Annotated in this window: 12 protein-coding genes; 8 read left to right on the plus strand and 4 right to left on the minus strand. The window is 72.0% G+C overall.

Annotated elements, in window-relative coordinates:
• Positions 1–40: 40 nt before the first annotated feature.
• Complete coding sequence (pepN, locus tag K1X13_RS00495) at positions 41–2,503, minus strand: aminopeptidase N (RefSeq protein ID WP_221023102.1); 2,463 nt, start codon at positions 2,501–2,503, stop codon at positions 41–43.
• 236 nt (positions 2,504–2,739) lie between these two features.
• Here pepN and K1X13_RS00500 point away from each other — a divergent pair, with 236 nt between their 5' ends.
• A complete protein-coding gene (locus K1X13_RS00500) occupies positions 2,740–2,925 on the plus strand; it encodes a hypothetical protein (protein ID WP_221023103.1) in 186 nt (61 codons plus the stop codon).
• Positions 2,926–2,931: 6 nt separating this feature from the next.
• Here the strand turns inward: K1X13_RS00500 and K1X13_RS00505 are convergent, their stop codons facing one another.
• The gene (locus tag K1X13_RS00505) at positions 2,932–3,945 is read right to left on the minus strand and encodes an NADP-dependent oxidoreductase (protein WP_221023104.1); all 1,014 of its coding nucleotides are present in this window, start codon (positions 3,943–3,945) and stop codon (positions 2,932–2,934) included.
• Positions 3,946–3,994: 49 nt separating this feature from the next.
• Between K1X13_RS00505 and K1X13_RS00510 the strand changes: the two genes are divergently transcribed.
• Positions 3,995–4,570, plus strand: coding sequence for a GNAT family N-acetyltransferase (locus tag K1X13_RS00510; protein WP_221023105.1), 576 nt, complete (start codon positions 3,995–3,997; stop codon positions 4,568–4,570).
• Between the two features lie 21 nt (positions 4,571–4,591).
• Positions 4,592–5,335 carry a hypothetical protein gene (locus K1X13_RS00515; RefSeq protein WP_221023106.1) on the plus strand — a complete coding sequence of 248 codons (744 nt, stop codon included), beginning with the start codon at positions 4,592–4,594 and terminating at the stop codon, positions 5,333–5,335.
• A 6-nt stretch (positions 5,336–5,341) separates the two neighbouring features.
• On the opposite strand, the gene K1X13_RS00520 is transcribed toward K1X13_RS00515, so the two are convergent.
• Positions 5,342–5,941 (minus strand): flavin reductase family protein, encoded by a 600-nt coding sequence (locus K1X13_RS00520; RefSeq protein ID WP_221023107.1) that lies wholly within the window; start codon positions 5,939–5,941, stop codon positions 5,342–5,344.
• A gap of 51 nt (positions 5,942–5,992) precedes the next feature.
• On the opposite strand from K1X13_RS00520, the gene K1X13_RS00525 reads away from it, so the two are divergent.
• On the plus strand, positions 5,993–6,460 hold the full coding sequence (locus tag K1X13_RS00525; RefSeq protein ID WP_221023108.1) for an OsmC family protein: 468 nt from the start codon (positions 5,993–5,995) through the stop codon (positions 6,458–6,460).
• Here the strand turns inward: K1X13_RS00525 and K1X13_RS00530 are convergent.
• Entirely contained in the window at positions 6,446–7,108 is a 663-nt protein-coding gene (locus tag K1X13_RS00530) for an HAD family hydrolase (RefSeq protein ID WP_221023109.1), read from the minus strand. The two genes, K1X13_RS00525 and K1X13_RS00530, sit on opposite strands and share 15 nt — an antisense overlap.
• Before the next feature lie 68 nt (positions 7,109–7,176).
• Here K1X13_RS00530 and K1X13_RS00535 point away from each other — a divergent pair, with 68 nt between their 5' ends.
• The 4 genes from K1X13_RS00535 to K1X13_RS00550 all read left to right on the plus strand — a co-directional run bounded on the left by K1X13_RS00535 (position 7,177) and on the right by K1X13_RS00550 (position 13,653).
• On the plus strand, positions 7,177–8,880 hold the full coding sequence (locus tag K1X13_RS00535) for a glycoside hydrolase family 13 protein (RefSeq protein ID WP_221023110.1): 1,704 nt from the start codon (positions 7,177–7,179) through the stop codon (positions 8,878–8,880).
• A 122-nt stretch (positions 8,881–9,002) separates the two neighbouring features.
• A complete protein-coding gene (gene adhE / locus K1X13_RS00540) occupies positions 9,003–11,645 on the plus strand; it encodes a bifunctional acetaldehyde-CoA/alcohol dehydrogenase (RefSeq protein WP_221023111.1) in 2,643 nt (880 codons plus the stop codon).
• A 182-nt stretch (positions 11,646–11,827) separates the two neighbouring features.
• The gene (locus tag K1X13_RS00545; protein WP_221023112.1) at positions 11,828–12,805 is read left to right on the plus strand and encodes an ATP-binding cassette domain-containing protein; all 978 of its coding nucleotides are present in this window, start codon (positions 11,828–11,830) and stop codon (positions 12,803–12,805) included.
• The gene (locus K1X13_RS00550) at positions 12,802–13,653 is read left to right on the plus strand and encodes an ABC transporter permease (RefSeq protein WP_308249309.1); all 852 of its coding nucleotides are present in this window, start codon (positions 12,802–12,804) and stop codon (positions 13,651–13,653) included. The genes K1X13_RS00545 and K1X13_RS00550 overlap by 4 nt, the downstream gene beginning before the upstream one ends.
• Positions 13,654–13,707: the final 54 nt, after the last annotated feature.

Genomic DNA, 13,707 nt, shown 5'->3' on the forward strand with positions numbered 1-13,707 from the left:
TGGGCGCGGAGCGTGCGGCCCCGGTCGGCAGACCGTGCGGTCAGCGCCAGAACGCCTCCCGCGAGCGCACGGCACGCCGCAGCTCGTCGGCGCAGTCCACCACCGCCCGGCGCAGGCTGAGGTCCAGACCGTCGTCGGCGAGCACCCGCTCCGCCCCGGTGAGGGTGGCCGGGTCGACGGCCAGGCGCGGGAAGAACTCCCGCGCCGCGTCCGCCAGCACCCACCCGGAGTGCACGGTGGCGATGCCGGGCAACTCGGCGAAGTAGCGGTCGACGTACGGCGCCGTCAGCTCCTCCTGACCGCGCCGCCACAGGCCCGTCCCGGCCGCCTCGATCGCGTAGTTGGAGGCCTTCGTGTCCCCCGTGAAGTGGCTCCAGGCGAACTCCTTCGCCTCCGCGTCGGGCAGCGAGGCCACGGCCTGCACCCGGTCGACGGCCGCCTTCGCCGAGGGCTCGGCGTCGAAGGCCGCGTCGAGCTCCGTCCGGCCGACCGCGCCGAGAGTGGCCAGCCGGACCAGGATCCGCCACCGCAGGTCGAGGTCGACCTCCACCCGGGGCGCCGGGACGTCCCCGGCGAGCCAGCGGCGGAGCAGCTCGGGCTCGGCGGCCGAGGCGACCGCGCCGCGCACCGCCGCGAGCTGCACCCCGGAGCTCTCCTGGGCGCTCTCGACCCGGCGCAGCGCCGCGGCGTGGAACCGCGCCCTGGCCGCCTCCGGGTCGGGCAGCAGCTTGTCGGCGAGGGTGCCGACCGCGAAGCTCGACAGCGCGGCGACGCCGATGTCCTGGGTCTCGTGCGGGATCCCGGCTTCCACCAGGCGCAGCGCGGCCTCGGGGTCGACCGTGGCGTTGGAGACCCCGTCCCGGACCGCGTTCCACACCGACGCGCGCATCACCGGGTCGTCGAGCCCCGGCAGCAGGTCGGGCATCGCGGTCAGGGTGAGCTCGTCGAGGGTGAACCGCGCCCAGGTCTGGTCGCGCGGGTCGAGCACCACCGGCCGGCCGGCCGACGCGGGGGAGAGGGCCACCGGCTCCGCGCCGACGGTCACCGGCTCGACGACCCAGCCTGCCCCGTCGTCGTAGCGGGCCACGGACATCGCGTGCGAGCGGTCCGCGGGGTGCTCGGCGGGGGTGGAGCGGACCAGCACCGGGGTGTCCCCGGAGCGGTCGAGCGCGATCAGGTCCAGGCTCGCGGTCCGTAGCCATCCCTGCGTCCACGCGGACAGGTCACCGGCGCCGGCGTCCTCCCAGGCGGTGAACAGGTCGTGCATGGTCGCGTTGCCGAACCGGTGCCGGGCGAAGTGCTCGCGCACCCCGGCGAAGAACACCTCGTCGCCGAGGTTCGAGGCGAGCTGCTTGAGGCAGGCCGAGCCCTTGGCGTAGCTGATCCCGTCGAAGTCCTGGAGCGCCGCGAGCGCGTCCGTCGCGCCGTTGCCGGCCACCGGGTGCGTGCTCGGCCGCTGGTCGGCGTCGAGCCCCCAGCGCTTGCGGCCGAAGGCCGTGTCCACCCACGGGTCGGTGAACTCGGTGGCGTCGTGGGTCACCCGGTTGCCCATGTACTCGGCGAACGACTCGTTGAGCCACAGGTCGTCCCACCAGATCGGCGTGACCAGGTTGCCGAACCACTGGTGCGCCATCTCGTGGGCGATCGTGGTGGCGCGGTTGGTCCGCTCCGCCCGGGTCACCTTGGAGGTGAACACCAGCGGGTCGCGGAAGGTCACGCAGCCGGGGTTCTCCATCGCGCCGGCGTTGAACTCCGGCACGAACGCCTGGTGGTAGTCGCCGAACGGGTAGCGGACCCCGAACAGGCGGTGGAACTCGTCGAAGCACTGCGTGGTGATCGTGAGGATCTCCTCCGCGTCCTTCTCCAGGTGCTCGGCGAGCGACGCGCGGCACTCCAGGCCCAGCGCGATGCCGTCGTGCTCGTGGCGGACCACGTGGTACGGCCCGGCGACCAGGGTGACGAAGTACGTCGACAGCGGCTGCGTCGTGGCGAGCTCCCACACGCCCGGCTCCGCCTGCTCGGCGTGGCCGTTGCCGACCACCACCCAGTCCTCGGGCGCCCGGACGTGGAAGGTGTACGGCGCCTTCAGGTCCGGCTGGTCGAAGCAGGCGAAGATGCTCGGCGCCGCGTCGAGGAACGACATCGCGTAGGTGTAGTGCCGCCCGTCGGCGGGGTCGACGGCGCGGTGCAGGCCCTCCCCGTCGTTGCGGTAGCCCATCACGGCCTCGACGACGATCTCGTTGTCGCCGCTCACCCCGGTCAGGGGGAGGCGCCCGTCGTGGAGCGTGCCGACGTCCAGGGGGCTACCGTTGAGCCGGGCGGAGAGAAGCTGCCGCGGCTTGACGTCGAGGAAGGTGTCCGCGGGACCGGCCGCGGTGAACCGAATCGTGGTGGTCGAGGCGAACGTCTGGTCGTCGCCGTCGAGGTCGAGGGCGACGTCGTACGACGTGACGGTCAGCAGGTCGGCGCGGCGGCGCGACTCTTCGAGGGAGAGGCTGGGCATGGCGACACCCTAGGTGACCCGGACGGCGTCGGCGCGGCATAGCGGTCTAGTCAATCCGGGGGGTTTCCCGTCAAGCGGCCCAAAGCATGCCTAGCCGGTGCTTCCCTCGATGTACCGGGTCTTCCGCGGCACTCGCCGCCGCGGGGCATGAGGCGGACGGTCCGGGGCAGCTCGTCGGGGTGGCTCGCGCCGGCGAGGACTGCTACGGGGCCGAGCCGTGACCTGGGGGTTGGCGCATGAACGTGGTGTTCAAGGAGATCGCCGGCGAGCACGTCGGCATCGGGCCGCGGGGACGCCGCTGGCGCGTGGTGCGCAGCGTGTCCGGGTGGCGGCTCGAGTTCCGCGACGCCGGTGACGCGGAGTACACCTACGCGGGTACCCACGGCACGCTCGAGCAGGCACTGGCCGAAGCCGAGCGGTAGCGCCGGTCAGCCTCGGTCGAGGCGCACGAGCATCTTGCCGATGTTCTCGCCCTTGTGCAGGCCGAGGAAGGCGTCGACCGCGCGGTCGAGCCCCTCGACGTACGTCTCCCGGAACTTCAGCGAGCCGTCGGCCACCCAGCCGGCCGCACGGGGAAGGTACTCCCTGGCGAGGTCGTTGTGGTCGGTGACGATGAAGCCGCGCAGGGTGAGCCGCCGCGTCACAGCGAGCCAGATGTTCCGCGGGCCCGGGGCGGCCGTGTCCGCGTTGTACTGCGAGATCGCGCCGCACATCGCGATCCGGCCGAAGTCGTTCATGTGCGCGACCGCGCCCTCGAGGTGCTCGCCGCCGACGTTGTCGAAGTAGACGTCCACGCCGTCCGGTGCGTGCTCGGCGAGCTGCTTCACGACCGGGCCGTCGTGGTAGTCGAAGGCGGAGTCGAAGCCGAGCTCCTCGGTCAGGTAGGCGACCTTCTCGGGTGATCCGGCGGAGCCGACGACCCGGGAGGCGCCGAGGTTGCGCGCGAGCTGGCCGACCACGCTGCCCACCGCGCCCGCGGCGCCGGACACGAAGACGGAGTCACCCTTCTTCAGGCCGGCGATCCGGGTGAGGCCGGTGTACGCGGTGAGGCCGGGCATGCCGAGGACGCCGAGGTACGCCGACGCGGGCACGGCGCTCGCGTCGACCTTGCGCACCTGCGCGGCGGGGAGCAGGGCGTGCTCGCGCCAGCCCAGGCCGTGCATGACGGTGTCGCCGACCCGGACGGTGTCGTCGCCGGAGGCCACGACCTCGCCGACCGCGCCGCCGTCGAGCGGCTCGCCGATCTGGAACGGCGGGACGTAGGACTTGACGTCGTTCATCCGGCCGCGCATGTACGGGTCCACCGACATCACCGTGTTGCGGACCAGGACCTCGCCCGGTCCCGGGTCGGGGAGCTCGACCGAGACCAGGTCGAAGTCGTCGTGGGTCGGCCATCCCTGCGGTCGGGACGCGAGCTGGATCTGGCGGGTCTTGGTGGTCATCACCCGATCCTGCCAGCCACGGGCAACCGCCCCGTGCGAGGGTGGGGCAATGCTGCACGACCTCACGCTCACCGCTCCCGTCGTCTCCCTGGTCCCGCTCGGCGACGAGCACGCGACGGGTTGGGCCGCCCTCGCGGACGTCGAGGCCTACGCCTGGCACACCTCGCCACCGCCGCTGGACGAGGAGGGCGCCCGGGCGAACATCGCGCTGTTCCAGGCGCACCCGACGGTGATGGCGTTCGCGGTGCTCGACTCGGAGACGGGGGAGATGCGCGGGGTGACCTCGTTCTACGACCACCTCCCGGACGTCCCGCGGGTGGAGATCGGGAACACCTACTACGGCCGGCGGTTCTGGGGCGGCGAGACCAACCCGCACGTGAAGATGCTGATGCTCACCCATGCGTTCGGCACCTGGGGCTGCGAGCGGGTGGCGCTTCGCTGCGACGCCGCGAACACCCGCAGCGCCGGCGCCATCGAACGCCTCGGGGCCCGCCCGGAGGGGGTGCTGCGCGCGCACCGGCGCCGACACGACGGCACGGTCGCCGACACGGCGTACTTCTCGATCCTGCGGGCGGAGTGGCCCGGCGTACGACGGGGGCTGCTGGCGCGGCTGGAACGGGACTGACCGCCCGTGCGTCGGACCTTCATGCGGAAAACCACACGAACCCCCGCCCTGATCCTGGCCGCGGTCGTCCTCACCGGCTGCGGGACGCAGACCGGGTCCGGCTCCGGGTCCGAGGCCACGTCCGACCTGCCGGAGGACGCCGTGCTGTTCGGTGAGTGCCGCGCCGACGACCCCGCCCTCGAGGGTGGGGACGTCGTCGCGGAGGCCGACGTCGACGGCGACGGGGCGATGAACGAGGTCGCCCACGTGGCAACGGGGACCGGCGGGCCGTGCGCCGGTGCGCTGTTCACCACCTTCGCCGGAACCCCGTCCGCCACCCCGCTGCTGGAGAGCGGCCTCGAGCGGCTCGACGTGGTGCAGCTCCAGGACACCGAGCGGCAGCTGCTGCTCGTGCGCGGGACGCCGCACCCCCGCGGGGGCTTCGACCTGACCCTCTACGGCGGCGAGAACGAGAAGCTCGGGCCGGTGCTGGCGAACGGCCGGCCGCTGCCCGGCTTCGTCGCCACCGACGGGACGATGCCGCCGGCGGGCGCGTCCTGCACGGCGGACGGCGGGATCGAGACGGTCACCTCCGTGGCGCACGAGCCGCCCGGGATCATCCTGGCCTGGGACCTCACCACGACGACGTACGAGCTCGACGGCAACACCGCGACGCAGGTGAAGGTGACCGAGCGCGAGGCGGTGGCCGACCCCACCCTGAGGCGGGAGCAGCCGGACCTCTACGACCCCGAGGCCTACTTCGCGGACTGCGTCACCGGGTCCTGAGCGGGCTCAGCGCACGTCCTCGGGCCGGGCCGGGCGCCGCACCGAGACGACCTCGGCGTGCAGGCCCCACTCGTCCCTGCCGAGGCGGGAGAGCGGGTCGAGGCGGGTGAACTCCGGGTGCCCGTCGACGAGGGCCTCCTGCGCGACCGAGATCATCCGCACGTCGCCCAGCACGACCGTGGAGTCGCCGAGCTCGTTCGTGCTGTGCAGCGTGCACTCGATCGACGCCGGGGAGCCCACCACGCGGGGCGGACGCACCCGCACGCTCGGCTCCATCGCGATGCCGAGCGCGTCGACCTCGCTCTGGTCGGGGGCGAACCGGGCGGAGGAGTTGTTCACCTGGTCCAGCAGCGGGGCGGTGGCCAGGTTGACCACGAACTCGCCGGTCGCGAGCACGTTGCGGAGGGTGTCCTTGCGGCCCACGGACGTGAACTGCACGATCGGCGGCCGGGCACAGGCGACCGTGTAGAAGGAGTGCGGCGCGAGGTTGACCACGCCGGTCCCGGAGAGCGTCGACACCCACGCGATCGGCCGCGGGACCACCACCGCGGTCAGCAGCTTGTAGACGTTGAGGTCCGGGTCGTCGGCGGCGAAGTCGGTGCGCATGCGGCGATCCTAGGAGGGACCGCGCGCGCATCCCTGTGGAAGAGTGCCGCCATGAGCGACCACAGCCTCCGCACCGTGTCCCTGTCCCGGCTCGAGAAGGGCCGCTACCTGGCCACCAACCGGCACGGGGTCACCCTCGAACTGGGTGGTGACGGCACCACGTCGTTCAGCCCGGTCGAGCTGCTGCTCGCCGCGATCGCGGGCTGCAGCGGGATCGACGTGGACTACATCACGAGCAAGCGCGCCGAGCCGGAGGCGCTGGACCTCCGGATCACCGCGGACAAGGTGCGCGACGACTCCGGCAACCACCTGACGGACATCACGCTCACCTTCGACATCCGCTTCCCCGAGGGGGAGGCGGGCGACGCGGCGCGCGCGGTGGTGCCGCGCGCCGTGGCGCAGTCGCATGACCGGCTGTGCACGGTCAGCCGGACCGTCGAGCTCGGCACGCCGATCGCCACGCACATCGTGGGCGGCGACGGCGCGGACGGCGCGGCGGCGGACTCAGCCGCCGGCTGAGGCGGAGAGCACGTCGACCAGGTCGGCCATCGTGTCGAAGACCACGGCCCCCGCGTCCGCGAGCACCTCGCCGCTGGTGAGACCCCCGGCGAAGCCGAAGGCGGTCATCCCCGCCGCGACGGCCGCCCGGACGCCGTACACGCTGTCCTCGACCACCGCACACCGCTCCGGCGCGGTCCGCATCCGCTCCGCGGCGTGCAGGAACAGGTCCGGCGCAGGCTTGCCGTGGCTGACCTCGTCGCCACTGAAGATCCGCCCCGCGAATCGCCCGTAGAGCCCCGTCAGCCCCAGCGTCCGGCGCATCTTGGCGTGGCTGCCGCTCGAGGCCACGCAGGTCGGGACCCCGGCGGCGTGCAGCGCGTCGACCAGCTCGACGACCCCCGGTACGGCGACGAGGTCGGTCTCGAACGCCGCGTGCACCTCCCGGGTGGTGACCTCGTCGAAGTAGCGGGTGGTCTCGGCGCCGAGACGCTCCTCGAGCTCGGCGAGCTGCGCGGCGCTGGACCGGCCGACGAAGCGGCGTACGACGTCGGCCTCGGTGTGCGGCCAGCCGAGCTCGGTCAACACCCGCGCCTCGACGCGCACCGCGATCCGTTCGGAGTCGACCAGCACCCCGTCACAGTCGAAGATCACCAGGTCGTGGCTCATCGCTCCCTCTCGCTCACCGGGTGGGCAGCGTAGCGGGGGAGGGGAGCGGCTCTGGTTGGGTGGAGCCCATGCAGTCACAGCAGTGGTGGAAGAGCGCCGTCGTGTACCAGATCTACCCGCGCAGCTTCGCCGACTCCGACGGGGACGGCGTCGGCGACCTCCGGGGCGTCATCAACCGTCTGGACCACCTCGAGCGGCTCGGCGTCGACGTCGTGTGGCTCTCGCCGGTCTACCCGTCGCCGATGGACGACAACGGCTACGACATCAGCGACTACCAGGACATCGACCCGACCTTCGGCGACCTGGACACCTTCGACGAGCTGGTCGCCGGGCTGCACGGGCGCGGGATCAAGGTGGTGATGGACCTCGTCGTGAACCACACCTCCGACGAGCACGCGTGGTTCGCCGAGTCCCGCGCCGGACTCGACTCGCCCAGGCGCGACTGGTACTGGTGGCGACCGGCCCGCCCCGGGACGACCCCGGGCACTCCCGGCGCCGAGCCGAACAACTGGGGCTCGTTCTTCTCCGGGTCCGCCTGGCAGTACGACGAGCGCAGCGGCGAGTACTACCTCCACCTGTTCTCCCGCAAGCAGCCCGACCTGAACTGGGAGAACCCGGAGGTCCGCGAGGCCGTCTACACGATGATGCGGTGGTGGCTCGACCGGGGCATCGACGGGTTCCGGATGGATGTCATCAACTTCATCTCGAAGGTGACCGAGCTTCCCGACGGCGAGGTGCGTCCCGGTGAGCTCTTCGGCGACGGCACCCCCTACGTCTTCTCCGGGCCGCGGATCCACGAGTACCTGCACGAGATGCACCAGCGGGTCTTCGCCGGCATCGACCGGCCGCTGCTGCTGGTGGGGGAGATGCCCGGTGTGACCGTCGAGGACGCCGCGCTGTTCACCGACCCCGACCGCGCGGAGGTGGACATGGTGTTCCAGTTCGAGCACGTCGGGATCGACCAGGGCGACGGCAAGTGGGACGTGCTGCCCTTCGACCTGCGCACGCTCAAGGCCTCGCTCGGCCGGTGGCAGCGCGGGCTGGCGGCCAGAGGCTGGAACAGCCTGTACTGGAACAACCACGACCAGCCGCGGGTGGTGTCGCGCTTCGGCGACGACAAGGAGCACCGCGAGCGGTCGGCGAAGATGCTCGGGACGGTGCTGCACCTGCACCGCGGGACGCCGTACATCTACCAGGGCGAGGAGCTCGGGATGAGCAACTCGGTCTTCCACGACATCTCCGCGTTCCGCGACATCGAGGCGGTCAACCACTACGGGCACGCGACCGCCGCCGGGGCCGACCCCGAGCAGGTGCTGACGGCACTGCGGACGATGGGCCGCGACAACGCGCGCACCCCGATGCAGTGGGACGGCACCCCCCGGGCCGGCTTCACGACCGGCACGCCGTGGATCGGGGTGAACCCGAACCACGTCGAGGTCAACGCCGCCGCGCAGTACGACGACAAGGACTCCGTGTTCACGCACTACCGGCGGCTGGTCGACCTGCGGCACAGTGAGCCGGCGGTGGCGTACGGCGACTTCACGATGCTGCTCGAGGAGGACCCGCACGTCTACGCGTTCACCCGGCGCCTGGAGGGGACCGAGCTATTGGTGCTCGGCAACTTCACGGGGGAGACCAGGCCGGTCGACCTGCCGCTGGACACCGACTGGGCCGGTGCCGAGCTGCTGGTGACGAACGTGGACGACCCGCACGTCACCGGTGCGCTGGCCCCGTGGGAGACGCGGGTCCTCGCGCGCAGGCTGTCGGCCTAGGGGACTCCGGCCCTGGTCCTCCATGTCGCGCCGCGGGACCAACGGCACTGTCCGCTCCATCGCCGGGACGCCGAGGCTGGAGGGGACGGGAGCGAGCCGTCCCCGAACCGCGTGGAGGCGCCATGACGCAGACCAGCCACCCCTCCGTCCCCCGCCAGAAGACCGGCGAGGACGCCGTACGACGGCCGTCCGACGCGGCCAGGCTCGCCGAGGTCGACGCCCTGGTGGAGCGGGCGCACGAGGCGGCCGTGCGGTTCCGGGAGCTCGACCAGGAGCGTGTGGACGCGATCGTCGACGCCATGGTCCGCGCCGGCGTGCGGGCGGCGGTCGACCTGGCCCGGGTGGCGATCGAGGAGACCGGGTTCGGCGTGTTCGAGGACAAGGTCGTCAAGAACTACGTCGCCACCGAGTTCCTCGCCGACTACCTGCGCGGCAAGCGGTCCGTGGGCGTGGTCGAGGAGGACGTCGAGCGCAACATCGTGCGGGTGGCGGAGCCGGTCGGCGTGGTCCTGGCCATCACGCCGGTCACGAACCCGACCTCCACCGTGCTCTACAAGGCGATCGTCGCGGCCAAGACCCGCAACGCCGTGCTGTTCCGGCCCTCGCCGCTCGCGGTCGGCTGCTGCGAGCGGAGCGTCGAGGTGCTCCGCGAGGCGGGGGAGTCCGCCGGGCTGCCGCCGGGCGCGCTCCAAGTGGTCCCGGACGCCTCCCACGACGTGACCCACCACCTGCTCCGGCACGCGCTGGTCGACTTCGTGTGGGTCACCGGCGGCCCGAAGATCGTCGCGATCGCGAACGCCTCCGGGAAGCCCGGGCTCTCCGTGGGCCCCGGCAACGCGCCGATCTACATCCACCGCTCGGCGGACCTCCGCGCCGCGGTGGTCGACATCTTGATCTCCAAGACGTTCGACGCCTCGGTGATCTGCCCGGCCGAGCAGACCGCGGTCGTCGACGACGAGGTGTACGACGCGACGGTGGCGGAGTTCGAGCGGATGGGCGCCCGGGTGCTCACAGCGGAGGAGACCGAGCGGCTCGCGGACTTCGTGTTCGGCGACCGCGAGGTGGTGAACGTCGCCGCGCTCGGCCAGCAGGCTCCCGAGCTCGCGCGCCGTGCCGGCATCACCGTGGAGCCGACCGTCAAGCTGCTGATCGCGCCGCTCCCCGACGACCTCGCCGAGCTCGACCGGCACCCGCTGGTGCGCGAGAAGCTGATGCCCGTGCTGGGCCTGGTCCGGGCGCGGTCGGTGCAGCACGCGATCGACACCGCCGTCCTCGTCACCGAGCACGGGGGACTGGGGCACACCTCGGCCATCTACGCCGAGGACGACGCGGTGATCGAGGCGTACTCCCTGGCGGTGCGCACCGGGCGGATCCTGGTCAACGCGCCCACCGCCGTGGGGGCGCTGGGCGGGATCTACAACAACCTCACCCCGACGTTCTCCCTCGGCTGCGGCAGCTGGGGCGGGTCGAGCACCACCGAGAACGTCAACTACCTCCAGCTTCTCAACCTGAAGACGGTCTCGCGGCGCCGTACCCCGCCGCAGTGGTTCCGAGTGCCCGCGAACACGTACTTCAACGCCGGTGCGCTAGAGAACCTGCGCGACCTCGAGTGCACCGACGTGGTCGTGGTGACCGACGCGCTCGGCGAGCACAGGGGAGTGGTGGACCTGCTCCGGCCCAAGCTTCGTACCCGCCACCTGCGGGTGTTCAGCGAGGTCGAGCCGGAGCCGGACGAGGCGACGGTCCGCCGCGGCGTGGAGCTGCTCGACCGGGTGCGGCCCGACCTGCTCGTCGCCGTGGGCGGAGGCTCGGTGATCGACGCGGCCAAGGCGATGCGGCTGTTCTACGAGCACCCCGAGCACGACCTCGACGAGCTGACGCTGCCGTTCCTGGACCCCCGCAAGCGGGTCGCGAGCTACCCGCACGACGCGCACCGGCTGCGGCTCGTCGCGATCCCGACCACGTCGGGCACCGGCTCGGAGGTCTCACCGGCCGCGGTGATCACGGTGGGGGGCCGCAAGGAGACCCTGGTCGACTACTGCCTGGTCCCCGACATGGCGATCGTCGACCCCGTGCTCACCGTCTCGATGCCGGTCTCCGTGACCACCGACAGCGGCATCGACGCGCTGACGCATGCGCTGGAGGCGGTGGCGTCGGTCTTCGCGTCGCCGTACACCGACGCCTTCTGCGTGCAGGCCGCCCGGCTGGTCTTCGACGCCCTGCCGCGGGTGTACGACGAACCGGCGGACCTGTCCGCCCGCACCGACATGGCCAACGCGGCGACCCTGGCGGGGCTCGCGTTCTCCAACGCCTTCGTCGGCACCTGCCATGCCCTGGCCCACGCCGTCGGGGCCCGCTTCGGCCTCGCGCACGGCCGGGCCAACGGCATCTTCCTGCCGCACGTGCTGCGCTACAACGCCGGCCTGCCGAGCAAGTTCATGCCCGCACCCGGCTACTCGTCGTACGTGGCGCCCGAGAAGTACGCCCAGCTCGGCCGGGTCGTGTTCGGCGGCCGGGAGCCGGAGGAGAGCCGGCGCCGGCTGTTCCAGGGCGTGGAGGACCTGCTGGACCGGGTCGGCATGCCGCGCACGCTCCGGGAGGCGGGAGTCGACCCCGAGGAGTTCGAGGCGGCGCTCCCCGAGCTGGCGATGACCGCCTTCAGCGACCTCAGCAACCGCACCAACCCCCGGATGCCGCTGGTCACCGAGCTCACCGAGCTGCTCCGGCTCGGGTACGACGGCGCGCCGGAGGATGCGGGGGAGTGAGGTCACCCCGTCTCGTGACGTGACCGCGAGTTCTCCGGCAGCGATGAGTTCTCGCCGCGCCACCGGTCTACCCGGGTGCACGGGGCCAAGGGGGGCCCCTGACGCGAGGAGCGGCCGATGACGGTGGGGAACAGCGAAAACGGATTGCGAAACTGTCGGTGCCGGAAACTAGGGTGAACCTCATGTCATCACGCCCGGCCGTCGAGGCCATCGATCTCGTGAAGAAGTTCGGGGACAACACCGCTGTCGACGGGGTGAGCTTCGTCGTCCCGGAGGGCAGCGTGCTCGGCCTGCTCGGGCCCAACGGCGCGGGGAAGACCACCACGGTGCGCATGCTCACCACCCTGTCGGTGCCCACCAGCGGCACCGGCCGGGTCGCCGGCCACGACGTCCGGGAGGACCCCGACGCCGTCCGCCGCAGCATGGGGCTGACCGGCCAGGCGGCCACGGTCGACGAGCTGCTCACCGCACGGGAGAACCTCCGCCTGATCGGGCGGCTCTACGGTCTGTCCCGCGGCTACATCCGCACCGCCGGCGACGAGCTGCTCGAGCGGTTCGCGCTCACCGACGCAGCCAACCGCACGGTGAAGACCTACTCCGGCGGCATGCGGCGCCGGCTCGACCTCGCGGTCAGCCTGATCGCGGCGCCGCCGGTGCTGTTCCTCGACGAGCCGACCACCGGGCTCGACCCGCGCAGCCGTTCCGAGCTGTGGGAGGTGCTCCGCGGACTGGTCCGCGAGGGCACCACGCTGCTGCTGACCACGCAGTACCTCGAGGAGGCCGACCAGCTCGCCGACGAGATCGTCGTCATCGACAAGGGGAGGGTGATCGCCTCCGGCACGCCCACCCAGCTCAAGGACCAGGCGGGACAGGCGAGCGTCGTGGTCACCCTGACGCATGCCGCAGATCTCGCCCGGGCAGAGGAGCTGGTCCGGATGTGCTCCGCGGAGGTCCACGTCGAGCACACGGCACGCCGGCTGACCGCGCAGGCCGACGGCCTCGGCGACATGACCCGGATCGGCGGCATCATCGCCGAGAGCGGTATCGAGGTCGACGACCTCGGGCTCAAGCGACCCAGCCTCGACGACGTGTTCCTGCACCTGACCGGGCACCGCGCCGACGGCAACGACCAGAACGAGACCGCAGAGGTGCTCCAGTGACGACCACGCAGCCCACCACGCCGACCACCCGCCGGCCGAACCGGCCGCCGATCGCCCCGCCGTCCCTGGCGCAGGCCTCGGCGACCGTGGTCTGGCGCAACCTGATCCACATCAAGCGGATGCCGGAGATGCTGCTCGACGTCACCGTGCAGTCGGTGATGTTCGTGCTGCTGTTCGCCTTCGTGTTCGGCGGGTCGATCGCGGTCGCCGGCTCGAACTACCGGGAGTTCCTGCTGCCCGGGATCATGGTGCAGACCATGGTGTTCTCGTCCGCGATCGTCGCGATGGGGCTCACCAACGATCTGCAGAAGGGCATCGTCGACCGCCTCAAGTCGCTGCCGATCTCGCGGGCCTCGGTCCTGGTCGGCCGCAGCATCTCCAGCCTGATCCACTCCAGCATCGGGGTCACCGTGATGGCGGTGACCGGTCTCCTGATCGGCTGGCGCATCCGCACCGGCGTGCTGGAGGCCGCGCTGGGGTTCTTCCTACTGCTGCTGTTCGGCTTCGCGATGATCTGGCTCGGGATCTGGGTCGGCTCGCTGATGCGCACCGTCGAGGCGGTCCAGGGTTTCATGTTCACGGTGATGTTCCCGCTGACGTTCGTGGCCAACACGTTCGCGCCGACGGAGAACATGCCGTCGTGGCTGCGGTTCATCGCCGAGTGGAACCCGGTGTCGGCGCTGACCCAGGCCTGCCGTCAGCTGTGGGGGAACGGGCCGGCGGCCCCGCCGGACGCGGCCTGGCCGCTGCAGAACCCGGTGGTCGTCACGATCGCCTGGTCGCTGCTGTTCACCGCCGTGTTCGCCCCGCTGGCCCTGGCGGCGTTCCGACGCCGGTCCCGCGACTGACCCCCGGCGCGAGCGTGGCGTCCGCGCGAGGAGCCACGGTGTCGGCTGGAATGG

This window comes from Nocardioides jiangsuensis (assembly GCF_019679455.1).
Taxonomy (GTDB): Bacteria; Actinomycetota; Actinomycetes; order Propionibacteriales; family Nocardioidaceae; genus Nocardioides_C; species Nocardioides_C jiangsuensis.